The 24381-nt window shown below is 64.8% G+C and carries 24 protein-coding genes; 14 read left to right on the plus strand and 10 right to left on the minus strand.

The window, feature by feature from the left end; genetic code table 11:
- Positions 1 to 73 precede the first annotated feature (73 nt).
- The 9 genes from ACRWQA_RS10750 to ACRWQA_RS10790 all read left to right on the plus strand — a co-directional run bounded on the left by ACRWQA_RS10750 (position 74) and on the right by ACRWQA_RS10790 (position 8485).
- Positions 74 to 1609: a 3-hydroxyacyl-CoA dehydrogenase gene (locus ACRWQA_RS10750; RefSeq protein ID WP_434227658.1), complete on the plus strand. Its 1536-nt coding sequence runs from the start codon at positions 74 to 76 to the stop codon at positions 1607 to 1609.
- Between the two features lie 20 nt (positions 1610 to 1629).
- A complete protein-coding gene (locus ACRWQA_RS10755) occupies positions 1630 to 2838 on the plus strand; it encodes a 3-oxoadipyl-CoA thiolase (RefSeq protein ID WP_434227660.1) in 1209 nt (402 codons plus the stop codon).
- A 93-nt stretch (positions 2839 to 2931) separates the two neighbouring features.
- Positions 2932 to 3747: an IclR family transcriptional regulator gene (locus ACRWQA_RS10760; protein ID WP_263583885.1), complete on the plus strand. Its 816-nt coding sequence runs from the start codon at positions 2932 to 2934 to the stop codon at positions 3745 to 3747.
- Positions 3748 to 3841: 94 nt separating this feature from the next.
- Positions 3842 to 4963: an MlaE family ABC transporter permease gene (locus ACRWQA_RS10765; protein WP_434227662.1), complete on the plus strand. Its 1122-nt coding sequence runs from the start codon at positions 3842 to 3844 to the stop codon at positions 4961 to 4963.
- The gene (locus ACRWQA_RS10770; RefSeq protein ID WP_434227664.1) at positions 4960 to 5766 is read left to right on the plus strand and encodes an ABC transporter ATP-binding protein; all 807 of its coding nucleotides are present in this window, start codon (positions 4960 to 4962) and stop codon (positions 5764 to 5766) included. Before ACRWQA_RS10765 ends, ACRWQA_RS10770 begins: the two co-directional genes overlap by 4 nt.
- Positions 5766 to 6704, plus strand: a complete 939-nt coding sequence (locus tag ACRWQA_RS10775; protein ID WP_434227665.1) for an MlaD family protein — start codon at positions 5766 to 5768, stop codon at positions 6702 to 6704. Before ACRWQA_RS10770 ends, ACRWQA_RS10775 begins: the two co-directional genes overlap by 1 nt.
- The gene (locus tag ACRWQA_RS10780; protein WP_434227666.1) at positions 6701 to 7315 is read left to right on the plus strand and encodes an ABC-type transport auxiliary lipoprotein family protein; all 615 of its coding nucleotides are present in this window, start codon (positions 6701 to 6703) and stop codon (positions 7313 to 7315) included. The genes ACRWQA_RS10775 and ACRWQA_RS10780 overlap by 4 nt, the downstream gene beginning before the upstream one ends.
- 111 nt (positions 7316 to 7426) lie before the next feature.
- Positions 7427 to 8116: a DNA-binding transcriptional regulator CsiR gene (csiR, locus tag ACRWQA_RS10785; protein ID WP_263583882.1), complete on the plus strand. Its 690-nt coding sequence runs from the start codon at positions 7427 to 7429 to the stop codon at positions 8114 to 8116.
- Between the two features lie 147 nt (positions 8117 to 8263).
- Positions 8264 to 8485: a hypothetical protein gene (locus ACRWQA_RS10790; protein WP_263583881.1), complete on the plus strand. Its 222-nt coding sequence runs from the start codon at positions 8264 to 8266 to the stop codon at positions 8483 to 8485.
- Here the strand turns inward: ACRWQA_RS10790 and ACRWQA_RS10795 are convergent, their stop codons facing one another.
- From ACRWQA_RS10795 to ACRWQA_RS10805, 3 genes are read right to left on the minus strand one after another with little or no spacing between them, the layout of a single operon-like run.
- On the minus strand, positions 8486 to 9433 hold the full coding sequence (locus ACRWQA_RS10795) for a 5-oxoprolinase subunit C family protein (protein WP_263583880.1): 948 nt from the start codon (positions 9431 to 9433) through the stop codon (positions 8486 to 8488).
- On the minus strand, positions 9430 to 10137 hold the full coding sequence (locus ACRWQA_RS10800) for a 5-oxoprolinase subunit B family protein (protein WP_434227669.1): 708 nt from the start codon (positions 10135 to 10137) through the stop codon (positions 9430 to 9432). The genes ACRWQA_RS10795 and ACRWQA_RS10800 overlap by 4 nt, the downstream gene beginning before the upstream one ends.
- A complete protein-coding gene (locus ACRWQA_RS10805; protein WP_263583879.1) occupies positions 10137 to 10889 on the minus strand; it encodes a 5-oxoprolinase subunit PxpA in 753 nt (250 codons plus the stop codon). The genes ACRWQA_RS10800 and ACRWQA_RS10805 overlap by 1 nt, the downstream gene beginning before the upstream one ends.
- Before the next feature lie 218 nt (positions 10890 to 11107).
- On the opposite strand from ACRWQA_RS10805, the gene ACRWQA_RS10810 reads away from it, so the two are divergent.
- The 5 genes from ACRWQA_RS10810 to ACRWQA_RS10830 all read left to right on the plus strand — a co-directional run bounded on the left by ACRWQA_RS10810 (position 11108) and on the right by ACRWQA_RS10830 (position 15520).
- The gene (locus tag ACRWQA_RS10810) at positions 11108 to 11545 is read left to right on the plus strand and encodes a VOC family protein (protein ID WP_263583878.1); all 438 of its coding nucleotides are present in this window, start codon (positions 11108 to 11110) and stop codon (positions 11543 to 11545) included.
- 11 nt (positions 11546 to 11556) lie between these two features.
- The gene (locus tag ACRWQA_RS10815) at positions 11557 to 12534 is read left to right on the plus strand and encodes a LysR family transcriptional regulator (RefSeq protein ID WP_434227672.1); all 978 of its coding nucleotides are present in this window, start codon (positions 11557 to 11559) and stop codon (positions 12532 to 12534) included.
- A 35-nt stretch (positions 12535 to 12569) separates the two neighbouring features.
- A complete protein-coding gene (locus tag ACRWQA_RS10820; RefSeq protein WP_434227674.1) occupies positions 12570 to 13553 on the plus strand; it encodes a TRAP transporter substrate-binding protein in 984 nt (327 codons plus the stop codon).
- 67 nt (positions 13554 to 13620) lie between these two features.
- The gene (locus tag ACRWQA_RS10825; RefSeq protein WP_434227675.1) at positions 13621 to 14184 is read left to right on the plus strand and encodes a TRAP transporter small permease; all 564 of its coding nucleotides are present in this window, start codon (positions 13621 to 13623) and stop codon (positions 14182 to 14184) included.
- A 31-nt stretch (positions 14185 to 14215) separates the two neighbouring features.
- A complete protein-coding gene (locus ACRWQA_RS10830; protein WP_434227677.1) occupies positions 14216 to 15520 on the plus strand; it encodes a TRAP transporter large permease in 1305 nt (434 codons plus the stop codon).
- Here ACRWQA_RS10830 and ACRWQA_RS10835 read toward each other — a convergent pair whose 3' ends face one another.
- From ACRWQA_RS10835 to ACRWQA_RS10865, 7 genes are all read right to left on the minus strand, one after another.
- Complete coding sequence (locus tag ACRWQA_RS10835) at positions 15521 to 17362, minus strand: protein kinase domain-containing protein (RefSeq protein ID WP_434227678.1); 1842 nt, start codon at positions 17360 to 17362, stop codon at positions 15521 to 15523.
- A gap of 9 nt (positions 17363 to 17371) precedes the next feature.
- Complete coding sequence (locus ACRWQA_RS10840; RefSeq protein WP_446326283.1) at positions 17372 to 19057, minus strand: dihydrolipoyllysine-residue acetyltransferase; 1686 nt, start codon at positions 19055 to 19057, stop codon at positions 17372 to 17374.
- Between the two features lie 27 nt (positions 19058 to 19084).
- Positions 19085 to 20062 (minus strand): alpha-ketoacid dehydrogenase subunit beta, encoded by a 978-nt coding sequence (locus tag ACRWQA_RS10845; protein WP_434227680.1) that lies wholly within the window; start codon positions 20060 to 20062, stop codon positions 19085 to 19087.
- Position 20063: 1 nt separating this feature from the next.
- A complete protein-coding gene (locus ACRWQA_RS10850; protein WP_434227681.1) occupies positions 20064 to 21290 on the minus strand; it encodes a thiamine pyrophosphate-dependent dehydrogenase E1 component subunit alpha in 1227 nt (408 codons plus the stop codon).
- Positions 21291 to 21516: 226 nt separating this feature from the next.
- Positions 21517 to 22278 (minus strand): ABC transporter permease, encoded by a 762-nt coding sequence (locus ACRWQA_RS10855; protein WP_434227683.1) that lies wholly within the window; start codon positions 22276 to 22278, stop codon positions 21517 to 21519.
- On the minus strand, positions 22275 to 23216 hold the full coding sequence (locus tag ACRWQA_RS10860) for an ABC transporter ATP-binding protein (protein WP_434227685.1): 942 nt from the start codon (positions 23214 to 23216) through the stop codon (positions 22275 to 22277). The genes ACRWQA_RS10855 and ACRWQA_RS10860 overlap by 4 nt, the downstream gene beginning before the upstream one ends.
- Positions 23213 to 24379, minus strand: a complete 1167-nt coding sequence (locus tag ACRWQA_RS10865) for an ABC transporter permease (RefSeq protein ID WP_490337864.1) — start codon at positions 24377 to 24379, stop codon at positions 23213 to 23215. Before ACRWQA_RS10865 ends, ACRWQA_RS10860 begins: the two co-directional genes overlap by 4 nt.
- Positions 24380 to 24381 lie beyond the last annotated feature (2 nt).

The raw sequence follows: 24381 nt of genomic DNA on the forward strand, positions 1-24381 counted from the left end.
ATGTCAGTCAATAAACGAAACTTGATTCCGCCTTGCGGAACAAAGATCAATGCAGTCAGGAGAACGTCACCCTATGTCGACCACCCCCGCTTCTCCCAACCTCATCCCCCCCTTTCGCACACTGGGCATCGTCGGTACCGGTGCCATGGGTCGTGGAATCGCCCAGATCGCCGCCCAGGCCGGCTTGACCGTCTACCTTCACGACCTGCGCGAGGGGGCCGTAGCCGAAGCCCAGGCATTCATTGGAGGTATGTGGTCACGCAGCGTCGAGAAGCAGCGCTTGAGCGAGGCCGATGCCGAGCGCTATCGGGCCAGCCTCAAGGAAGCCGTCAGCCTTGCCGATCTCGCCGGGTGCGACATCGTCGTCGAGGCCATTGTCGAAAAGCTCGAGGCCAAGCAGTCACTCTTCACCGAACTCGAAGAAATTCTCGACGAGCAGGCGGTGCTGGCCACCAATACCTCGTCGCTGTCGGTCACCGCCATCGCGTCGGCCTGCCGCCGCCCCGAGCGCGTCATTGGCTTTCACTTCTTCAACCCCGTCCCGCTGATGAAGATCGTCGAAGTGATTCCAGGACTACGAACCGACTCGGAAGTGGCCGAACGGGTGGAGGCGTTGGGTCAGGCGATGGGGCACTTCACCGCCCGCACCACCGACACGCCGGGGTTCCTGGTCAATCACGCCGGCCGCGCCTTCGGCACCGAGGCGCTGCGCATCCTCGGCGAGAGCGTGACCGACCACGTCACCATCGATCGCATCCTGGTCGACCAGGGCGGCTTTCGCATGGGGCCGTTCGCCCTGCTCGACCTTACCGGGCTCGACGTCTCCCATGCGGTGATGGAGTCGATCTATCACCAGTACTACGAGGAGCCGCGCTTTCGCCCCTCGCCGCTGACCCGCCAGCGGCTGACCGCGGGCCTGCTCGGGCGCAAGAGCGGCGAAGGCTTCTACCGCTACGTCGATGGCAAACCCCAGGTGCCCGAGGAACCCCCGCTGCCCACATCCGAACCGCTTGCCGTGTGGATTGGCGCCGAGGACGATGACGCCCGCCGACAGCTCACCGACCTGGTACGCAGTGCAGGCTGGCCGCTGGAGAGCAGCGCGGCGCCCTCGGCCGTGGCCCTCTGCCTGCTCGCCCCGCTGGGCGAGGACGCCACCGGCTGCGCCCTGCGCCTGGGCCTGCCGGCCGAGCGCTGCGTGGCCGTCGACCTGCTGGCCGGCCTCGGCAAGCGTCGCAGCCTGATGACCACCCCGGCGACTCGCAACGAGATACGTGACGCCGCCATGGCCCTGCTCGGCCACGACGGCACACCGGTCAGCGTGATCAACGACAGCAACGGCTTCGTGCTGCAGCGGGTGGTGGCCTGCATCGTCAACGTCGGCAGCGAGATCGCCCAGCAGGGCGTGGCCGAGCCACAAACCATCGATCGCGCCGTGGAGCTGGGTCTGGGCTACCCCCTCGGGCCACTTGCCATGGGTGACCACTACGGCAGCCGTCGGATCCTCACCATCCTCGACAACCTGCTGGCCGCCACCGGCGACCCGCGCTACCGTGCGAGCCCCTGGCTGCGCCGCCGCGCCAGCCTCGGCCTGCCGCTGACCGCGGCTTGATGCCTCCAAGGAGCTTTTCCATGCAAGACGCCTATATCTTCGACGGCCTGCGCACGCCTTTCGGCCGCCACGGCGGCAGTCTCGCCGCGGTGCGTCCCGACGATCTGCTCGGCCAGGTGCTCAAGGCATTGGTCGAGCGCAACGGCTTTGCCGCCGAGGCCTATGAAGAGGTATTGGCCGGCTGTACCAATCAGGCCGGCGAGGATTCGCGCAACGTCGCCCGTCATGCCGGGCTGTTGGCGGGGCTGCCCGTCGAAGTCGCGGCGCAAACGGTCAACCGATTGTGCGGCAGCGGACTCGCCGCGGTGATCGATGCCGCCCGTGCCACGTGCCTCGGCGAGGGCGAGCTGTTCCTGGCCGGTGGCGTGGAGTCGATGTCCCGCGCGCCCTATGTGCTGGGCAAGGCCGAGTCGCCTTTCGCCCGTAATCAGCCGCTTTACGACACCGTGATCGGCTCGCGCTTTCCCAACCCCTGGATTGCCCGCGAGTACGGCAGCCACAGCATGCCTGAGACTGCCGATAACGTGGCCCACGACCTCGACATCGGCCGCGACGCCAGCGACGCCTTTGCTGCTCGCTCCCAGGCGCGCTACTCCGAGGCGCTGGCCCGGGGCTTCTACGACGACGAACTAATGTCCGTCGAGGTGCCCCAAGGGCGCAAGCAGTCACCCCTACTGGTGCACCGCGACGAGCATCCGCGCCCGGGTACCGATATCGACAAGCTGTCCCGGCTCGGCCCGCTGTTCGAGGGCGGCGTGGTTACCGCGGGCAACGCCTCCGGGCTCAACGATGGCGCCGCGGCACTGATCGTCGGCAGCCTGGCGGCTGGCGAACGCGCCGGAATCGCCCCCCGAGCACGCATCGTCGCCAGTGCCGTGGCCGGCGTTCCACCCCGCGTGATGGGCCTTGGGCCGGTGCCGGCCAGCCACAAGGTGCTGGAGCGTGCCGGCCTTGGCCTGGAGCAGATGGACGTGATCGAGATCAACGAGGCTTTCGCCGTCCAGGTGCTGGGCTGCGCCAAGCAGCTAGGCCTCCATCCCGACGACAGTCGCCTTAATGCCAACGGCGGCGCCATCGCCATTGGCCACCCGCTCGGTGCTTCCGGCGCACGACTGGCCCTGACCGCGCTGCGCCAGCTAGAGGCCAAGGGCGGCCGCTATGCGCTGGTCACCATGTGCATCGGCGTCGGCCAGGGCATCGCCTGCATCCTCGAACGCCTGGACGCCTAGCCGGTCTCGTGCCCGAGCCAGCGCCGCCAACGGACCCGACACGGGGCGTTATGTAATACTGCCCCGCAACGCTTTGCCACAGGGAATACATCGATGAACAAGCCTGCCCCCCTGGAAGATGAGCCGGACACTCCGGCCAAGGATCGCAACTTCGTCACCGCCCTCGCCCGTGGGCTCGAACTGCTGCGCGCCTTCGGCACCGGCGAGGAGTACCTGGGCAATGCCGAACTCTCCAGCCGCACCGGCATTCCGCGCCCTACGGTGTCACGTCTGACCTACACGCTGACCCAGCTCGGCTACCTGCGCCACAACACCCGGCTGGAGAAGTACCGCCTGGGCCCGGGCATCCTGGCGCTGGGCTATCGCTTCCTGGCCAGCCAGGGCATTCGCGAGATCGCCCGCCCTTTCATGCAGCAATTTGCCGAAGCCACCGACTGCAACGTCAGCCTGGGAGCGGCTGACAAGAACGACATCATGTACATCGAGAGCTGCCATGGCAGCGGCCCGCTGATCGTGCGGCTCGACGTAGGGTCGCGGCTGCCGATGGCGACCACGGCGATCGGGCGTGCCTGGCTCTGTGGTCTTCCTGAAGCGCGCCGCGAAGCGGTTCTGGAGGAACTCGCCAAGGCGCATGGGAGCGACTGGCCTGCTCTCGAAAAGGGCATAAGGCGCAGCCAGGAAGATTATGCCCGCTACGGCTTCTGCCTTTCCGAGGGCGACTGGCAATCGCAGATCAGTGCCGTCGCCACGCCACTCATCCTCGAGGATGGCGCCGAGGTCATGGCCATCAACTGCGGTGGTGCCGCCCACCGACTCGGTCATTCGATCATGGTCGACAACCTGGGCCCACGGCTCAAGGAAGTGGCGAGGCGCATTATTGGCGAACTGCAGCACGGCATCGGCCGCTAGCGAACCGGGCTCACTGTCACCTAACGGCGTATGACGATATAGTGATGGCGAGACGCCCCATGGGCGCCATTTTCAGGGGGAGATGGAACTCGCCATGCCCGTCACCGCATCTCGTCCCGGCATGCTGGAGCAGGATGCCCATCGTCTGAGCGCCGTTGGCGACTGGACACTGCCACACTATGCCAGGCTGCGGGAAGCCGTGGCCAAGGTTCACGAGGCGGAATCGGTCGACTTGCAGCAACTCGGAGAGCTGGATACCGCCGGAGCCGCCCTGCTGGTCGACCTGCTGGGTCCCGACAGCGTGCGCGACATCGCCCAGTGGGCGCCAAACTTGCCTGTCGAACGACAGGCACTGCTCAAGGCCGTTGCCGAGGCCACGCGGACCCCTTCGTTTGCCCCACCGGCGCCCCGCAGCAGCCCGCTGGAGACCCTGGCTGGGCTCGGGCAGGTCGTAGAGTCGCTTGCCCGTCAGCAGCTCAAGCTCGCCGCCTTCATCGGGCTGACACTGAGTACGCTGCTGGCCACACTGATCACGCCCTGGCGCTGGCGGATCACATCGCTGGTGGCGCACGTCCAGCAGTCCGGTCTCAACGCCATTCCCATCGTGGCCCTTCTCACCTTTCTCGTCGGCGCGGTAGTGGCCTTCCTCGGCGCCACGGTGCTGCGCGATTTCGGCGCGACCGTCTATACCGTCAATCTGGTGACCTACTCCTTCCTGCGCGAGTTCGGTGTACTGCTGGCAGCGATACTGCTGGCCGGCCGCACCGCCAGTGCCTTCACCGCCCAGATCGGCTCGATGAAGGCCAACGAAGAGCTCGACGCGCTACGCGCACAGGGACTGAACCCCATAGAACTGCTGGTGCTACCCAGGGTGCTGGCAATGATGGTCAGCCTGCCTATCCTGTCCCTGGTCGGTATGCTCAGCGGCATGCTGGGCGGGGCGCTGGTATGTGCCATGGCGCTCGACATCACCTCCACCCAGTTCCTCACCATCCTGCAGCGCGACATTCCGCTGCGCCACTTCGCGGTGGGGATGGGCAAGGCCCCGCTGTTCGCCTTCGTCATCGCCGTGATCGGCTGCTTGGAAGGCTTCAAGGCCGGCGCCAGCGCCCAGTCGGTCGGGGAGCACACCACTTCGAGCGTGGTTCAGTCGATCTTCATGGTGATTCTGCTTGATGCGCTGGCGGCGCTGTTCTTCATGGAGATGGGCTGGTGAGTCGAACGGGCGAGGTGATCATCGAGATCCGCGGGCTGGTCAACCGTTTCGGTCATCACGTAGTGCACGAGGGGCTGGACCTGGACATCCGGCACGGTGAGATTCTCGGCGTGGTGGGTGGCTCCGGCACCGGCAAGTCGGTACTGCTGCGCAGCATCGTCGGTCTCAAGCGTCCGGATGGTGGCAGTGTTCGCGTCTTCGGTGAAGATCTGATGCGCCTCTCTCCGGCCCAGCGGTCGCGACTGGAACGCCGCTTCGGGGTATTGTTTCAGCGCGGCGCGCTCTTCTCCTCGCTCAATCTGCAGGAGAACGTCGCCCTGCCATTGATCGAGCATGCCGGCCTGTCGCGTGCCGACGCCGAGCGCCTGGCGCGGGTCAAGCTGGCGCTCGCGGGGCTGCCACCCGATTCCGCCCGGCTCAACCCGGCGGAGCTCTCCGGCGGCATGGTCAAGCGCGCCGCGCTCGCTCGCGCCCTGGCGCTGGACCCCGAGGTACTGTTCCTCGACGAGCCCACGGCCGGCCTCGATCCTATTGGCGCCGCCGCCTTCGACCAGTTGCTCATGACCCTGCGCGACGCGCTGGGCTTCAGCGTATTTCTGGTCACGCACGATCTCGATACGCTGTACTCGAGCTGCGACCGGGTTGCCGTGATCGCCGACAAGCGAGTCCTGGTCGCCGATTCGCTGTCCATGGTAGAAGCCACCGACGACCCTTGGATACGCGACTATTTCCACGGGCCACGCGGGCGAGCCGCCAGCCAGGCGGCACAACGCCACTCACCACCACAGGGAGGGGAACGCTGATGGAGACCCGTGCGCACCACGTCGTTATCGGTCTGTTCATCGTGCTGGCGGCCGTCGGCGGGACGCTGTTCGCCCTCTGGCTCAATCAGAGCGCCCGCGACCAGGGCTATAGCCAGTACGAAGTCCTCTTCCATCATGGCGTCAGCGGTCTGTCGGAGGGCAACGCCGTGGAGTACAGCGGCGTTCGGGTCGGCGAGGTCACTGGCCTGCGCCTCGACCCCGTCGATCCTCGCAACGTCCTGGCGTTGATTCGCGTCGAAAGCCAGGTGCCGATCCGTCAGGACACCCGCGCGCGCCTGGCCCTGGCCAATATCACCGGCAGTATGTCCATCCAGTTGCAGGGAGGCGACCCGGACAGTCCCCTCCTGGTTACCCGAGGCGACCAGCCACCACGCATCACCGCCGAACAATCGCCGTTGAGCGCCATGCTCAGCGACAGCGAGGAACTGCTGGGCAATGTCAATCGCGTGCTGTCGCGACTGGAGGCGGTGCTTTCGGAAGAGAACGTACACAACGTCGAACGGATACTGGCCAACCTGGAGCGTACCACGACCCAGCTAGCCAACCTCGGCGACGCGCCCGGACGCCTGGCCGAACGCCTGAACGAAGTCTCCCAGGAGGCCGCCCGCGCACTCGCCGAAATCCGCGCGCTGGCCAATCGCACCGGCGGCATGATGCAAGGCCATGCGGAAGGCATGCTGGCGGATGCCCGTCAGGTCACTACCAGCCTGGCACGTACTGCTCAGAGCCTCGAAGCACTGCTGGAAGACAACCAGGGGGCGCTGGAGAGCGGCCTGCGCGGCGTGCAGGGCTTGGGGCCGGCCACATTGGAACTGCGCAATACGCTCTCATCACTGAACCGCCTGATGCGTCGCCTGGAGGAGAACCCGCGTGCCTTCCTGCTGGGGCGCGATCGCATCGAGGAGTTCAGCCCGTGACGTATCGTTCGTCCCTGCCCGTTGTGATGGCAGTCGTCCTGTCGCTGGCCGGCTGCAATCTGGTGCCGGAGCGGACTCCGGTCACCCTGTATGAACTCCCGGCTCATAGCCTCGATCTCTCCCGCCATACGGAGCAGCGAATCGAAGCGACCCTGCGCCTGGCAACGCCGCGTGCCAGCGGCCTGCTCGATGGTTCACGGATCCTTGTCGTGCCGTTGCCCAACCAACCCCGGGCTTACGAAGGCGCGCGCTGGGCCGACGGCATGCCGCAATTGATCCGCAATCGCCTGCTCGATGCCTTTCAGGACGATGGGCGCATCACGCGCCTGGTGCATGACGACAGCGCGGTCTCCGCCGATGTGGAGCTGCTCAGCGACCTCCGTACCTTCCACAGCGAGTACATCGACGGCCTGCCCGTGGCAACATTGCGCCTCGACGCCAAGCTGATCGACACCCGCTCGCAACGACTCGTGGCCAGCCAGCGCTTCGTCCAGCAACAGCGGGTGGAGAGCGAAGCCATCCCCGATGTCGTCGAGGCCTTCGGCATGGCGGCGGACAGACTGGCACGCGAACTGGTCGACTGGACCGCAGCGCAGATTGACCGGCGCTGAGCTCAGCCAGACCAACCGCAGGAATACAAAGGCTTGGCATGAATGCCGAACGGTTACCCGCAACGGTAGCGATTGGTTATCATGCTCGGCAAATACAACGGAACAGCGACAATGACGATGGATACGCCACGCCAGAATCTTGGTATCAGTGCCTACAGTTGGCTCAAGCACGATATTATTCGCGGCGTGTTCCAGCCCGGCGAGAAGCTGCTGATGAGTCGGCTAAAGGAGCGCTACGGGCTGGGTATCGGCCCACTGCGTGAAGCCCTCTCCCAGCTCGTCGCCGAACGCCTGGTCGTGGCCATCAGCCAGCGAGGCTATCGGGTCGCCTCCATGTCGCTGGCCGAACTCAATGACCTCTACGATGCACGTGCCCAGCTCGAAGGGCTGATGCTCAAGCTCGCCATCGAGCGCGGCGACGACGGCTGGGAGGCCAACATCCTGGCCAAGGCACACACCCTGTCCAAGGTCATGGAAGTGAACTCCCCCGACGAGCTGCTGGATGTCTGGGATGCTCGGCACAAGGCCTTTCATACGGCGATCGTCAGCGGCTGCCGCTCGCCCCACCTGCTGCAGGTGCGTGACAGCCTGTTCGATCAGGTCGAGCGCTACCGTCACCTGTGGCTACGCGAGACGGTGTTCTCCGAGGAGGCGCTGGAGCGCAAGCGCCAGGAGCATGCCGCCTTGGTCGAGGTGATACTCGAACGCCAGGCCACACGCGCCGCCGACATGATGCGCGAGCACCTGATGACCCCTGTTCCCATCATCACCCAAGTCATGACCCGCCGCGGCCTGGCCTGAAGCGCACGACCTGGCGGCCCTGCCTTCCGTCACCATCCTGTCATGCACGGCCCCCAGAATGGGAGATGACAGGCCGAACGCAACGGCTTATGTTGAGAGTAAACCAGAAGAGCCGGCCCGGTTGACGCAGGGCCAAGGGAGGGTGACATGCCACATCTGCTGCGGTTTTCCCGCGATATCGAATCCCGCCTCGAGAGACTTGCTCAGCGTACCGGCAAGAGCAAGGGGGAGTTGATCGAGAGCTGCCTTGCCGTCGGCATGCATGACCTGGAAACCCAGTTTCTGCTGGAGGAGGCCGTCAGTTCTCCCCTGCCAAGCAATCGCCCCGCCCTCGACCAGTTGCTGCGCGAGAGCGGGCTGGGCGCCTGATCATCCGTTTCGGCGGAACTCGTCCAGGCAAACTCGGTGGGCCGCCAGCGCCCGCTCGCGGGACGTCGCCACCAATCTCACTTCCTCACCGGGCAGGCACTGCGCCAGGCGCGCGGCTGCCAGCGGAGTCAGCGCCCCCAGGCGCGGATAGCCACCGATGGTCTGACGGTCGTTGAGCAGCACGATGGGCTGCCCATCCGGGGGCACCTGTACCGCCCCGAGAGGAATTCCCTCCGAGATCATGCTGCCCAGCCGGCAGTGCAGTTCGGGCCCGCGCAGCCTGATCCCCATGCGATCGGCGCGGTCGTCGATACGCCATGGCGCATTGAAGGCACGGTAGAGGCTGACGCCGGTGAAATGGCCGAACTGGGAGCCGGGTACCAGCGCCAGCCGATTGCCTCGAAGCGTCATTCCTTGGGCCGGCTCGAACGGCAGTCGACGTTCCGGCGTCTGCTGCCCGCTCCATTCGAGCCGATTTCCGCTTCTCAACGCACTGCCATCTCCCAAGTGCCCGCCCAGTTGCTCCCGCGGTGTGGCGCTGCGACTGCCCAGCACTACCGGTGCATCGAATCCGCCTGGCACGGCCAGATAGGCCCGCAGGCCCTGACGCGGCTGGCGAAAGGTCAGGCGCTGCCCGGCGCCGATGCGAAAAATCGCGCCGGGTGCGAGCGGGCGCTCGTCGAGATGGGCCTCGAGATCCGCTCCCACCAGAGCCAAGGTAGCGTCCTGCTCCGCCTCCAGCGTCAGGCCGCCGCCGATCACGATCTCAAGTGCCGCGGCGTCCAGCGCATTGCCCAACAACCAGTTGGCCCAATGGAAAGAGACCCAGTCGGCGGCACCGCCCTGGGTCACGCCCAGGTGACGCACACCGAAACGCCCGCCGTCCACGACCAGCGCCAACGGGCCCGCCTGAACGACGCGCAGGGCGTGAAGCACGTCACGCTTCATGAAACGCTCTCCAACGGTGTGGTATCGCCGCCCTGCCGCTCGAACTCGTCACGGGAAATCGCCGCAAAGCGTACCCGGTCACCCGGCAACAGCAGTGGCTCGCCGCGGCGAGCATGTTCGAACAGCGGCACGGCGGTGCGGCCCAGAATGTTCCAACCACCCGGCGAAGGCAGCGGGTAGATGGCAGTCTGCCGTTCAGCGATGGCGACGCTGCCGGCAGGCACCTTGCGACGCGGGGTATCCAGGCGCGGCGTAGCCAATGCCTCTTCCACCAACCCCATGAAGCCGTAACCCGGGACGAAGCCAAGAGCGAAGACGTGGTAGTCGCGACCGCAGTGACGCCGCACGACCTCGTCAGTGGTGAGCCCCGCCCGTTCGGCCACGCGCGCAAGCTCCGGGCCGACACTCGGGTCATACCAGACCGGGATTTCGTGGCACTGCCCGAGTTCGGCGCCGGCCGGCTCGAGCCGTTCGAGCACGCGCTCGATGCGCTGCAGCGCCTCATAATGCGTCAGGCCCAGGCAGTCGTAGTGCAGCATCAGCGTGGTATAGGAAGGCACGAGGTCGATCAGCAACTCCCCAAACGCCTCGCGAAGCGCCCGATCGGCAGCGAGGATCCAGGGCATGTTCCCCTCGTCGATGGTGTCGAACAGGCGCACCATGAGCACGTCCATGGAGGCCAGTTCGATGCGCGGCCGGATCATCACGTCGTCTTCAACGCCTCGAAGGCCTCGCGAATCGCCCGTACCGCTGCCACCGATTCGGGATTGTCGCCGTGAACGCAGAGCGTGTCACAGGGCAGTTGCAGAAGCGTTCCGTCGGCGGCCTCGAGCGGCTCGCCGCGGGCCAGGCTGACGGCCTGGGCGACGATGGTTGCCTGGTCGTGGTGCACTGCCCCCGGCAGGCGGCGGGAGACGAGATGGCCACGGGCATCATAGGCGCGATCGGCAAAGGTCTCGAACCAGATGGCGATACCCTCTTCCTCCGCCAGACGCTGGCTGGGATCAGGGTCCGCCGTGGCCATCAGCATCAGCGGCAGGTTCGGATCGTAGCTGCGCACCGCCCGCATGACGGCACGCAGCAGCTCGGGATCGCGCGCCATGTCGTTGTACAGCGCACCATGAGGTTTGACATAGCTGACAGTGGTGCCTTCTGCCTGGCAGATGCCGGCCAGCGCCCCAACCTGGTACAGCACCAAGTCTTCGACCTCCTCGGCGGAGCAAGCCATGGAGCGACGGCCGAATCCCATCAGGTCGGGATAGGCCGGATGCGCCCCCACCCTCACTCCATGCTCCACCGCAAGCCGTACCGTGCGGCGCATCACATGAGGGTCCGAGGCGTGAAATCCGCAGGCAATATTGGCGCAATCGACATGGGGCATGACCTCGCTGTCGAGCCCCAGCGAATAGTTGCCGAAGCTTTCGCCCATGTCGCAGTTGAGCAAGGGAACGGCCATGACGACTCCTGTGTCAAGCGGTGTCAAACGTCTATTCTTGTAGCGTATTCCACTATATGAAGTGCCATTTTTCATTGCCAATCGTTTTTCACGATACTCCGTATCGGCATCTTCTATCGTATTGTTATTTGGTGGAAAAACGGTTGACCTCGCTCCTTTCACGGATTATCAATGAAAGGAATCGAGGCCATATAACGTCAACAAAAGGAGTTTCCCTCATGGCGGTCAAAGATCCTTTTCACCTGGCCATCCAGGTACACGACATCGAAGAGGCGCGCCGCTTCTACGGCGACTTCCTCGGCTGCCCCGAAGGGCGTTCATCGAGCAGTTGGGTGGACTTCGATCTCTTCGGACATCAGTTCGTCTGTCATCTCAACCCGGCCTTGAAGGACAATCCGGTTTCCAGCCACAAGAACCCTGTCGATGGTCACGGAGTGCCGGTGCCGCATTTCGGTGTGGTGCTGGAAATGGAGGCCTGGGAAAACCTGGCCCAGAAGCTGCGGGATCACGGCGTGGAGTTCGAGATCGAGCCCTATATCCGCTTCAAGGGCGAAGCCGGCGAACAGGCCACCATGTTCTTTTACGATCCTTCCGGTAATGCCCTGGAATTCAAGGCATTCAAGAACCGCGAAGAACAGCTGTTCAAGAAGGCCTGACGGGCTCCGTCATGCTTGATTTCAAGGAGCTGGAAGCATTCGTCTGGGCGGTCAGGCTGGGCTCCTTCCGCAAGGCGGCGGAACGCCTGCACCTGACGCAACCCTCGATCTCGGAGCGCATCTCGCGCCTGGAGGGCAGCGTCGGAGAGGTCCTGCTGGAGCGCTCGGCCAGGCCCATCCAGCCCACCATGCGCGGGCGCGAATTCTTCGTACACGCGGAGCGGCTGCTGCATCAGCGCGACGAAGCGCTGAGACTCTTCGACGACGAGGAAACCTACTCCGCCCCCCTGCGCCTGGGCGCCATCGAGACCATCGCCCATAGCTGGCTGCCCGATTTCATGCGCGGCCTGACGCAGCGCTATCCGCGGCTCACCATCGAGTTGAGCGTCGACTATTCTCCGGCGCTCAACCAGCGGCTGGCCGGTAACGATCTCGACATCCTGCTGGCCATGAACGGTTATCTCGACCCGGAGCGCGTCGACCAGGTATCGCTCAGCCCCTACGAGATGGGCATGTTCGTCTCACCGGATCATGTCGAGATGCTGACTGCCGGTCCCGACAGCTGGCTGGTCGGGTTGCCGTTCATCTCCTTCGGCAAGAAGGCGCGGCCCTATGAGGAACTGATCGAGTACCTGGCCCGGCAGGGGCTGGAACAACCGCGCATTCACAGCGTGAGTACCCTGATGACCATCGTGCGCATGACCATGGAGGGGCTTGGCATCGGCGCCCTGCCCGTCGCCACGGTGCTGGACGAATGGCGTAGCGGCAAGCTGTACCGGCTGGAGCTGCCGTGTGCGCTGCCCGACATGCACTACGACGTGATATGGCGCCCGGCCAGCCATCCACGCTTCTGTCGCAGCGTTGGACTTCTGGCCCAGGAGTGCGCCGAACGCTACGCAAGCTCGCGCCGCGACGACATGGCGCAAAGCGATTTTCCCGGCCGTTGGGTGCGGCCAGAACGTCCCACGACACACCCGCTGGCAACATGAACGAAACCCGTAGAAAACCAACAAGAGAGAACGTGATGAACAAGATACTGCCTCGCTCCCTGCTGCTGGCGACCGCCTGCAGCCTTTCCGTCGCGGCCTCGGCCGCCGAATGGACCATGGCGACCCCCTATGGCGATGCCAGCTTCCACACCAAGAACGCGAAGCAGTTCGCCGAGGATGTCGCGGAAGCCACCGGAGGCGAACTGACCATCAACGTCCACAGCGGCGGCTCGCTGGTGGCGCACGGCGAGATCAAACCCTCGGTGCGCCGCGGCACGATCGAGGCCGGCGAAGTCTTTCTTTCCATCCTTTCCAACGAGGACCCGATCTTCGAGGTAGATACCCTGCCCGGCGTGGCGGGCAGCTACGAAGAAGCCTACCAGCTGTGGCAGACCACCAAGCCGCTGATCAGTGAGCTGTTCGCCAATCAGGGCATGATGCCGCTCTACGCTGTCGCCTGGCCGGCCCAGGGCATCTATACCGACTTCGAGCTGAACGACCCCGAGCAGTTCAAAGGGCTCCGGGTACGTGCCCCGAACATTAACACTCAGCGTTTCGTCGACTACTTGGGCGGCAGCCCTACCGAGACCGAGGAGTCGGACATCCCCACTGCCTTCAGCACCGGCCGGGTGGACGCCATGATCACTTCGAGCTCCACCGGCAACTCGATGACGGCGTGGGACTATGTCTCCCACTACACCGACGCCAACCTGTGGCTGCCGAAGAATATCGTCTTCATCAACCAGCGTGCCTTCGACCGCCTCGACGAAGCGACCCAGGAAGCGCTGCTGGAAGCGGCCGCACGGGCCGAGGAGCGTGGATGGCAGATGAGTCGTGACGACAGCCAGGCCAGTCTCGAGAAACTTCAGGAGAACGGCATCACGGTCTCCAATCCTAACGAGGAAGTCGCCGCCGCCCTGCAGGAAGCGGGCAACCAGCTGTTCTCCTCATGGCAGGAGCGCGCCGGCGAGCAATCCATGCAGGTACTCGAGGAGTACCAGCAGCAGCGCGGCAACTGATTCCTGCAAGAGACAAGGCGTGGCGGATCGCCGCCACGTCTTTCCCAGTTCGCCTCGAGACACAGCCATGACTTTCAAGTTCAACGTACTTTACCGCCTGGGTGCCTGGGGCGCGGCCGCCTGCATGGTGACGATCTGCGCCCTGGTTGCCCTGCAGGTCACCTTTCGCCTGGTCGATGCCCTGCTCGTGCTGGTCGGCATGCGTCGCCTCGGTTTCGGTATAACCGGCCTGTCGGAGGTCGCCTCCTACCTGCTGGTGGGAGCCACCTTCCTCGGGCTTGCCTACACCTTCGTCCACCATGCGCATATCCGTGTCACGCTGCTGATCTCCCGGCTGCCGTCGGCGCTGCGCGCCTGGTTCGAAGTCTTCTGCCTGCTCGTGGCACTGGCCATCAGTTTGCTGCTCGGCTACGAGCTGGTGGAGCTCGCTCGTGAGAGCCTCGAGTTCAAGGACGTTTCCTCGGGCTTCCTGTCGATTCCGCTATGGATTCCCCAAGCGGTGCTGATCGCCGGCGTGGTCCTGCTGTGTCTGGCACTGGCGGAAGCCCTGGTGATAACGCTGCGGATCGCCATTCGTGAACCGGACAGCTTCCGTGAAACGACCGCTACCGATGACAGCGACATTCAATGAGGCTCGCCTCAATCACACGGAGTAGCATGACGTGCTGACACTCAGTCTGGCTACCATCGCCGCGCTGGCAATTCTGCTTGGCAGCGGCGTATGGATCGCCTTCGCGCTGATCGGTACCGCCTGGATCGTGCTGACCTTCTTCAGCGCTTTCGATCCGGGTCCGATTCTCGCCTCCGACTTTTGGGGCGCCAGCTACGGCTGGGACCTGACCGCCCTGCCGATGTTCATCTGGATGGGCGAGATCCTGTTCCGCTCGGGCCTGGCCGACAACATGTTCCGCGGCCTGTCACCCTGGCTCAATCGCCTTCCCGGCCGCCTGCTGCACACCAATATCCTCGGCAGCGGCATGTTTGCCGCCGTGTGCGGCTCCTCGGCGGCCACCTGCGCCACGGTGGGCAAGATGACCCTGCCGGAGCTGGAGCGTCGCGGCTACGACAGCAACATGGCCATCGGCACCCTGGCCAGCGCCTCCACGCTGGGCCTGCTGATCCCGCCCTCCATCGTGCTGATCGTCTATGGGGTGGTCACCGAGCAGTCGATCTCGCGGCTGTTCATGGCCGGCATCGGCCCGGGGCTGATGATCCTGGCCCTCTTCATGACCTATCTCATTGCCTGGTCGCTGCTCAGGGGCAATCGCCGTGGCCTCACCGGCCAGGACGAATCCGGCCTGCCGCTGGCCAAGAAGCTGCACCAGACACTGGAACTCGTGCCCATTCTGCTGCTGATCGGCGGCATCATCGTGTCGATCTACGGCGGGCTGGCATCGCCCACCGAAGCGGCCGCCGTCGGGGTGGTGCTATCGATGGTGATCGCCCGCTGGAACGGCAGTTTCGGCCTTGCCGTGTTCCGCGAATCGCTGTTTGCCGCCATCCGCACTGCCTGCATGATCGCCTTCATCATTGCCGGCGCCTCGTTCCTGACCTCGGCCATGGGCTTTACCCAGGTGCCGATGCAGCTCGCTCGCGCCATCGGCGAGATGGGGCTATCCCCGACCATGCTGCTGGTGGCGTTGACCCTGCTGCTGCTGGTGATGGGCTGCTTTCTCGACGGTATCTCACTGATCCTGCTGGTGACGGCCATCATCATGCCGCTGGTGAGCGCCGCCGGCTTCGACCTGATCTGGTTCGGCATCTACCTGGTGATCGTGGTGGAGATGTCGCAGATCACGCCGCCGGTGGGCTTCAACCTGTTCGTGATACAGGGTCTGACGGGGAAGGACATCGTAACCATCACCAAGGCCACGCTGCCCTTCTTCCTGTTGATGCTGGTTGCGATCGCGCTGATGCACCTGTTCCCCGAGATCGCGCTCTACCTGCCGCAGACCATGACCCGCTAGCTACGCCTGGGCGCTGCCGTCCCGCGCTTCGCCACGAGGATTGCGCGGGTAGTAGCGCTCGGGCTGGCGCTCGACATGGGCGAAGAAGCGCGTGTCCTTGTAGGGCATTTTCATGAAGCCGGAGACACCAAGCCCCTCGATGAGCCCCACCGCAGCGAGGATGTCCTCGAGGCGGTCGCGGAATTCGACCTCTCGGGAAGGATCGAGCAGGCGATAGTAGCTGTGGATCTTGAGGTGCTGGGGCAGCGCCTCGAAGATGATCATGCCGGTGTGGTGGATCTCGTTGAGCGCCTCCAGCGAGGTGATGATCGTCTCCGGCAGCACCAGGAACTCCTCGGGGTCGGGCCCGTCCTCGAAGTAGCTGTGCAGCCGGCTGCGATCCTCCAGTTCGGGTACCGCACTGACTTCGTAGCGCAGCCGCATGCCGGGCTCGACCGCGAAGGGGTGTGCCGGGCTCTCCCGATCCAGGTGCAGGGTATCGCGGGCATTGAACAGGCAGCTCTTGAAGATGCCCTGGCGGTAGATCGCCCGGGCCAGGTTGACCATGTTGTTCACGGCGGCGACGAAGGCCGGCTTGAGCCTGGTGTCGTGCAGATTCAGCGAGGTGTCGATGTAGACGCCATCGGCTTCCCAGCGCACGGCGAGCCCGCCCACTACCGGATACTTGCCCAGCCGGCTCACCGCGGCGAGGAACGCCTTCTCGGTCTCGCCCATGCCCTGCATGAAGTTCTTGTAGTACCGGTCGAGCTGGACGTCGTTGACGTCGTTGAGCGTCTCGCGGCCCCCTTCCTCGCGCAGGAAGGCCTTGCGCGAGCTGTAGACCACGGTATCGATCTCACGCGCCGAGGGCCGTACCCAGGTCGGCACCAGCGGGGTTTCCGGCGCTTCGGGCAGGTCGATCATCACCACCCGCGCCAGGCGCGGCATCTCGCGAATGAAGTGATCGCCGGCACGCAGGCGCACGCGAGGGTCGGGGTCGAGCATGCCGTCGAGCATGCGAGCGAACTCCATGGGCAGGCCCAGCGAGGTGGCGGGAATGGCGCGATGACCAAAGCGGCACGACTGGGCCGATGCCAGCGCATAGAGCGTGCCGGCGGTGCCCTGTTCGTCGAAGCGCGGTGACGACAATGCGCCGTTCAGTTGCTCCTCGCCGATGAAGTAGACGTCGCCAAGACGCGCATTGGTCTGCTGCAGATTGTCCGACATCAGTTCCATCACGTTGGACGAAACGAACTGCTGGTTGGCGTCGAGCTGGGCGAACACCGACGAGCCCCAGTCGATCAGCGCCACCGCCTCACGGCGCGCGTCGAACACCAGGTTCGACGGCTTGATGTCGCCATGCACGATGGGCCGACCCGCCAGCCCCGATTCGCGGCGCAGGCTGCGCAGGATGTCGGCGAGCTGGTCGGCGATACGCACCACCAGGCGCGGCGGGAGGCGCCCTTCACGCAGCGAGACCTCCTCCAGGTTGATGCCCGGGGCGCGCTGCATCACCAGGATCGACTGGTTACGCACGCGCTGGAAGGCGATCAGGCGCGGCACCCGCGGGTGGTCGACCTGCTCCAGCATGAAGGCCTCTTCCTCGAGGCGATCCTGCAGTTGCTGGGGCAGGTTGACCCGGGTGAACTTGAACACGTACTCCTCGTCGTGGGCGGTGATCCCGGCGAAGACGAAGCCGTAGGCGCCCTTGCCGATCAGTTCGGTATCCCGGTAGCCCAGCTGTTCGAGCTGGGCCTGACACAGCGCCACCCACTCCTTGAGCTTGCGCGCATCGTCGTGGCTGAGCAGATAGATCGACTGCTCTTCCGGGATATAGAACTGCTGCAGCGGCGCCTGGGACATGAACCGGCCTCAGCCTAGGTGAAGTAGCATGGTCTCCGGCGCTTCGAGGTATCCCTTCCAGGCATTGCAGAAGCGCGCGATGGTACCGCCGTCGATCACCCGGTGATCGCCCGCCCAGGTAGCGGTCATGATCGCCCGCCTCACCACCTCGCCCCGCTCGTCGAAGCGCGGTAGCCACTGGCTCTTGCCGATGGCCACGATGGCCAGCTCCGGCGCGTTGATGATCGGTGCCGCATAGGTACCGCCGAACGCGCCGATGTTGGAGATGCTGATGGTACCGCCTTTTAGGTCTTCCTGTGCCACCCGGCCTTCGCGGGCATCCGCGGTGAGGCGCTGGATCTCGCGGGCAACGTCGAGCACGCTGCGCTGCTCCACGTGCTTGACGTTGGGCACGATCAGCCCCGACCGGCTGTCCACCGCCATGCCCACGTTGACCGAAGGCAGATAGTGGATCTCGGTCACCTCGGGATTGAGCCGTGCATTGAGGATCGGCTCCTCGCGAACCGCCAGCGCCAGCGCCTTCATGAAGAACGGCATCAACGTCAGGCGTGCCTGCTGCGCCTCGGCTATCGGTTTGAGCCGCTCACGCAGGGCCAGCAGTTCGGTGACGTCGATCTCTTCGCCATACTGGAAATGCGGGATGGTGCTGGCCGACTCGACCATGCGCCGCGCCATTACCGCGCGAACGCCGCGAATCGGTTCGACGCGCACTTCGCCCTCTTCACGTACCGGCGCGGTGACCTCGGTGCTGCGCCGGGAAACCTCGGAGCTGGCGCCAGAGACCGCCGGTGCGGGCTGCGCCTCGCCGTGCTCGCCACCGTCCAACTGACCGTCTTCCAGGAAGCGCAGCACGTCCTCCTTGAGTACGCGGCCGTCCTTGCCCGAACCGGCGATCGCCTCAAGGGCCACGCCGTGCTCGCGAACCAGTCGACGCACCGCGGGACTCGCCGGGATACGCCCATAGGGCCCACGTCCGCCGCTCGCCACGGGGGTAACCGCACCCTCTTCCGCCTTACCTTCCGCCTGACGCGACGGGCGAACCGAATCCGAGTCGGTGGCTTGAGCGTCACCCGCCTCGACGTGATCAGGCACATAGGCGAACAGCGGGGCATGAACCTTGGCGATGTCGCCCTTGGGTACGTAGAGCTTGCTCACCGTCCCCGCCTCGGGAGCGGTGATCTCCACCAGCGCCTTGTCGGTCATGACATCGACCAGCGGCTGGTCCTCCTCGATGTGCTCGCCCTCGGCCACGCGCCACTCCACCACCTCGCATTCGACGATGCCCTCGCCGATATCGGGCAGGATGAAGTCCTTCGCCCTGGCCGGAGCGCCGGCGGAAGATACAGACGCTGCACTCGTCGCGGGCGGCGTGCCGGGAGCAGGTGCCTCCGCGGCTGGGCTTGCCACTTCGTCCTCTTCCCGCGCAGCAGGTCGCGGTGGTGTCTCCAGGCCCACTTCTCCCGTTGCCTCGTAGGCATACAGCGGCGCGTGGACCTTGGCGATATCACCCTTCGCCACATATAGCCTGGTGACGCGCCCGGCCTCCGGGGCGGTGATCTCGACCAGCGCCTTGTCGGTCATCACCTCGACCACCGGCTGGTCCTCGGCGATCTCGTCGCCCTCACTCACGCGCCATTCGACCACTTCGCACTCCACGATACCTTCACCGATATCGGGCAGCATGAAATCGCTCATTGTCTTCTCCTGTCCTGATATCGGGCGTCAGAACGCCACGGATGCCTTGATCGCTTCGAATATCTTCAGATGATCGGGCATGTACTCCTTCTCCAGCGTCAGCGGAAAGGGAGTATCCAGCCCGGTCACCCGCTCGATGGGCGATTCCAGGTACAGGAAGCAACGCTCCTGGATAGTGGCGGCAATCTCGCCGGCAAAGCCGCCGGTGCGGGGTGCTTCATGGGTGATCACCAACCGACCGGTCTTGAGTACCGATTCGACCACGCTGTCCTCGTCCCAAGGCAGAATGCTGCGCAGGTCGATCACCTCGCAGGAGATTCCCTCCTTCTCGGCCAGCTCCACAGCGCGATCGATCAGCTCCATCTGCGCACCCCAGCCGAGCACGGTGATGTCGCTGCCCTCCTTGATCACCTCGGCCTCGCCGATGGGCAACTGGAAATCCTCCTCGGGCACCTCACCGACCGAGGCGCGATAGAGACGCTTGGGTTCGAAGAAGATCACCGGATCTGGATCGCGGATGGCCGACAGCAGCAGGCCCTTGGCCTGATAGGGATTGCGCGGCACCACGATCTTGAGCCCCGGGGTGTGGGCGAAGTAAGCCTCGGGTGACTGGGAGTGATACAAGCCACCGGAAATGCCGCCCCCGTAGGGGGTACGGATCGTCAGGCCGCCCACGTTGAACAGGTCGCCGGAGCGGAAGCGGAACTTGGCCGTTTCGTTGACGATCTGGTCGAAGGCCGGAAAGATGTAGTCGGCGAACTGGATCTCTGCGACCGGCACCGAGCCCTGTGCCGCCAGGCCGTTGGCGAAACCGATGATCCCCTGCTCCACCAGTGGCGTATTGAAGCAGCGATCACGGCCATACTTCTCCTGCAGGTTGCTGGTGGCGCGGAATACCCCGCCGAACACCCCCACGTCCTCGCCGAAGCAGAGCACCTTGTCGTCTTCGGCCATGGCGATGTCCAGCGCGTTGTTGATTGCCTGAAGCATGTTCATCTTGGGCATCTCAGGCTCCCCCCTGCTCGTCGCCGGTCTTGCGGTCACCACCCGGCGCCTTGACGTCGGGATCCAGCGAGCTGGCCCCTCTCGGATAGGCATCGGGATGCTTGCGAATATGCGTCTTGAGGGCATCGAGTTGCCGCTGCAGCGCCGGCGTCACGTCGGCATAGACGTCCGTGACCAGGCTCTCCAGCGGAGGCGGTGGCCGCTTCTCCGCACGCTTCATGGTTTCGAGGACCTCGCGCCGCAGGCTGTCCTGCAGTTCCTTCTCCTGCTCCTCGCTCCACCACTCACGATCGATCAGCCAACGCTGCATGCGCAGGATCGGATCCTTCTCGCGCCAGGCTTCCTCCTCCTTGCGCGAGCGATAGCCGGAAGGGTCGTCGGAAGAGGAGTGAGCCGCCAGCCGGTAGGTCATGGCCTCTATCAGCACCGGCTGGTTCATTTCGACGGCGATCTTGCGCGCCTCCTGGGTGGCGCGATACACCGCCAGCACGTCGTTGCCATCGACACGGATCACGTGCATGCGATAGCCGAAGGCGCGCGGGGCGATGCCGTCGGCGGCGAACTGCTCGCTGGCCGGCGTCGAGATCGCGTAGCCGTTGTTGCGGCAGAAGAAGATCACCGGCACCTTGTGTACCGAGGCCATGTTGAGCGCGGCGTGGAAGTCGCCTTCGGAGGCCGCCCCCTCGCCGAAGAAGGTAATGGTGCAATGCCCCTCGCCGGCCAGTTTCTGGCCATAGGCGTAGCCGGTGGCCTGGGGAATCTGGGTCGCCAGCGGCGAGGAGATGGTCATGTAGTGCAGCTTGCGCGATCCATAGTGGATCGGCATCTGCCTGCCCTTGCCGTAATCGAGCTCATTGCCGAACAGCTGGTTCATGAACTCGTCATAGCTGAAACCACGATAGACCAGCGCGCCCTGCTCGCGGTACTGCGCCATGATCATGTCGGCATCGTCCAGCGCCGCGGTGGCGCCGATGACTGCCGCTTCTTCACCGGTGCACTGCATGTAGAAGGACAGCCGACCCTGACGCTGCGCCGCCATCATGCGCTCGTCGAGCACCCGCGTGACGAGCATGGCGCGATAGATTTTCAGCGCCTTCTCCTCGTCCAGCTCGGGTGCCTCGGCACCCTCGAACAAGGAGCCGTCCTGTTGCAGCAGGCGGAAGGTGGGAATGTGGAACTCATCGCCGGTCATGAAACTCGGCGTGTAGACATCATGTGTTGTTGTCATCTTCCTGGTCCTTGGTAATGGCAGGAGGAATACCGCCCCTCGTGAGGGCAGTGTTGACGCTAAAGTCGTCAGCTGCCAGAGGGTCACTCCAGCAGATCGCCAACGCTGGAAGGTTGACGTTAACGTAAGATGAACCTAAACGCACCTATTTTGCTAGTCAATCGCTGTTTATGGGGCGAATGAACTGTCAGGCCCGGCATCAACAGATGAACCTTCCACCCCAGGCCTAGCTGGTCGGAATGAGCCGTTCGAAAACGCTATCCACGCTTATCGCCAGCAACCCGATCAGCAGCGCTCCCTGAAGGATATAGGCCGCATTGCCGTTGACGATGCCGGAGATGATCGGGTCGCCCAGGTTACTCGCGCCTACGGTCGCTCCCAGCGCGGCAGTGGCGATGTTGATGGTCACCGAGGTGCGGATCCCGGCGAGTATGACCGGGGCCGCCAGCGGCAGCTCGACCTGACGCAGTACCTGCCCGGCAGTCATGCCCATCCCACGGGCCGCCTCGTGTACGTCGGGGTCGATGCTGCCGATCCCTGCCAGGGTATTGCGTACGATCGGCAGTAGGCCATAGAGCAACAACGCGACGATGATCGGTAGGGTGCCGAAGCCCAACGCCGGCACGGCCAGCGCCAGCACGGCAACCGGAGGAAAGGTCTGGCCAATCGAGGCGAGCTGCGACACCAGCGGCAGGAAGTCCCTGCCTGCGGGGCGAGTAACGGCAATGGCGCCGCCCACTCCCAGCACGACCGCCAGCAGCGAGGCAACGCCCACCACCAGGATATGCTGCCCCAGCAGTGCAAAGAACCCGGCACGCTGATAGATCACTTGCCGCATGTCCGGCTCGATTAGGCGGAACAGCCACTCGAGCTGACCCATGCCGGCTGACAGCAGCAGGAGCAGCCCCAGCCAGGCGAGCGGCGCCAGCCAGTTACGCTGTCGACTCAGGGGCGCGATACGGCTGCCGTTGAACAATGCAGGCTTCATGACGCCTTGGCCCCGAGCAGGCGACGCAGCGACAGTTCGCCAATGGGAATGTCCTCCTCGTCGACCACCGTCAGGCGATCCACCTGGTGCCACAGCATGACCGAAAGGGCCTGGCTCAGCGACGCCGCATAGGCAATCCGCTCGCTGGCCAGCAAGCGCGGCCCCAGCGGCAACATGCGTTCGCCGACCTGGATCAGCGCCGCCTCCTTGAGGCCGCGGTCCATGCCACCCAGCAGCGACTCGACGAAGGGATTGACCGGATTGTGCAGCAACTCGATCGGCTTGCCCTGCTGCACGATCCGGCCCTGGCGCATCACCACCAGCCGGTCGGCCAGCGCCAACGCCTCGTCCATGTCATGGGTGACGAAGACGATAGTCTTGTGCAGCCGCGCCTGAAGCTCGCGCATTTCATGCTGCAACGACTCTCGTGTGATCGGATCCAGTGCCCCGAAGGGTTCGTCCATCAGCAGGATGTCTGGGTCCGCGGCCAGCGCCCGGGCAACGCCCACACGCTGCGCCTGACCGCCGGAGAGCTGGCGCGGGTACTTGTCGGCGAACTCGGCTACCGGCAGCCCCAGCAGCTGCATCAGTTCTTCGACCCGCTCACGCACCCGCCCCTTGGGCCACTTGAGCAGTCGCGGCACCAGGCCGATGTTGCGCGCTACCGTCCAGTGGGGAAACAGCCCGGTACTCTGGATGACGTAGCCGATGCGCCGGCGCAGCGCCACCTCGTCGAAGTTACGCACCGGCTGTCCGTCCAGGTGGATTTCGCCACCATCATGTTCGATCAAGCGATTGATCATGCGCAGTGTGGTCGACTTGCCACAGCCGGAGGTGCCGACCAACGCACACAGTTCGCCCTTCTCGACCCGCAGCGAGATATCGTCGACGGCGGTCTCGTTGCCGAAGCGCTTGGTCACGCCGAACAGTTCGATCATGCTGCCCCTCCAGGGCGAAATCGTTCACTCAGGGAGCCGAACAGTGCATCGGCTATCAGCGCCAAAGCGATGATCGGCAAGGCGCCGAGCAGTACCATATCCATGGCCGCCTGTCCCAATCCTTGAAAGATGAAGATACCAAGCCCTCCGGCACCGATCAGCGCCGCCACCGCCGTGAGACCAATGGCCTGGACCGTGGTGATGCGTATGCCCTCCAGCACCACCGGCAGCGCCAGTGGCAGGCGCACCTGCAGGAAGACCTGCCGTCGACTCATGCCCATGCCGCGGGCCGACTCGATTACCGCGGGATCCACTTCTTCGAGCGCCACGTGGATGTTGCGCACCATCGGCAGCAGGCTGTAGCCGAGCAGGGCGAGAAACGCCGGCGCCCAGCCGATCCCGCTGACGCCGACCGCGGCAAGCCCATCGATGCGCGAACCGAGCCAGGCAAGCGGGGCCAGCAGCAGGCCGAACAGCGCCAGGCTGGGAATGGTCTGCAGGAAGTTGAGCACGCCGAATCCGACTCGTCGAACCCCGGGATGCCGCCGCATGACCAGCGCCAACAGCGAGGCCAGCACCAGGCTGGCACCCACCGCGGCCCCCACCAGTACCAGGTGCGTAGCCAGGGCGCTCATGAACTGGTCGCTGCGGGCCTGGTACTCGCGCTGCAGTGCCAGCGGCTCCAGCCATAGCGTGAGCGCCAGCCACCAGCCCGCCATCATCGGCACTAATAGCAACCAGCCCATGGGCCGAGACAGCCCCAGCCGCGTGCGCAGCTCGATCAGCGCCAGCAGCAGCAGGAAAAGCACCAGCCAGAGGGAAGCACCGATGCCGACACGCGCCTGGGGCATGTCCGGCTCGACCAGAACCGCTGTCGCCGCCGAGAGCCACAGCGGCAACAGTGTCAGCAGCGCCACCACGGCGGCCAGCGACAGCCTCAGGCCCTTGTGGGTCGGCTGCCAGGCCAATACCGCCACGGTGAGCATCGGCACGGTCAAGAGCACAGCCGGCCAGCCATGCATGACGTCCAAGGCCGAATAGGGAGAACCGGGCACGATCCGATTGGGCGCAACGTTCACCGCATCGAGCGTGAGCCATGCCGCCACGCCGGCCAGCATCAGACTCAGCAAGACCCAGTTGGGAGTGTACCTGCCCTCACCCACGC

This window comes from Billgrantia sp. C5P2 (assembly GCF_051062895.2).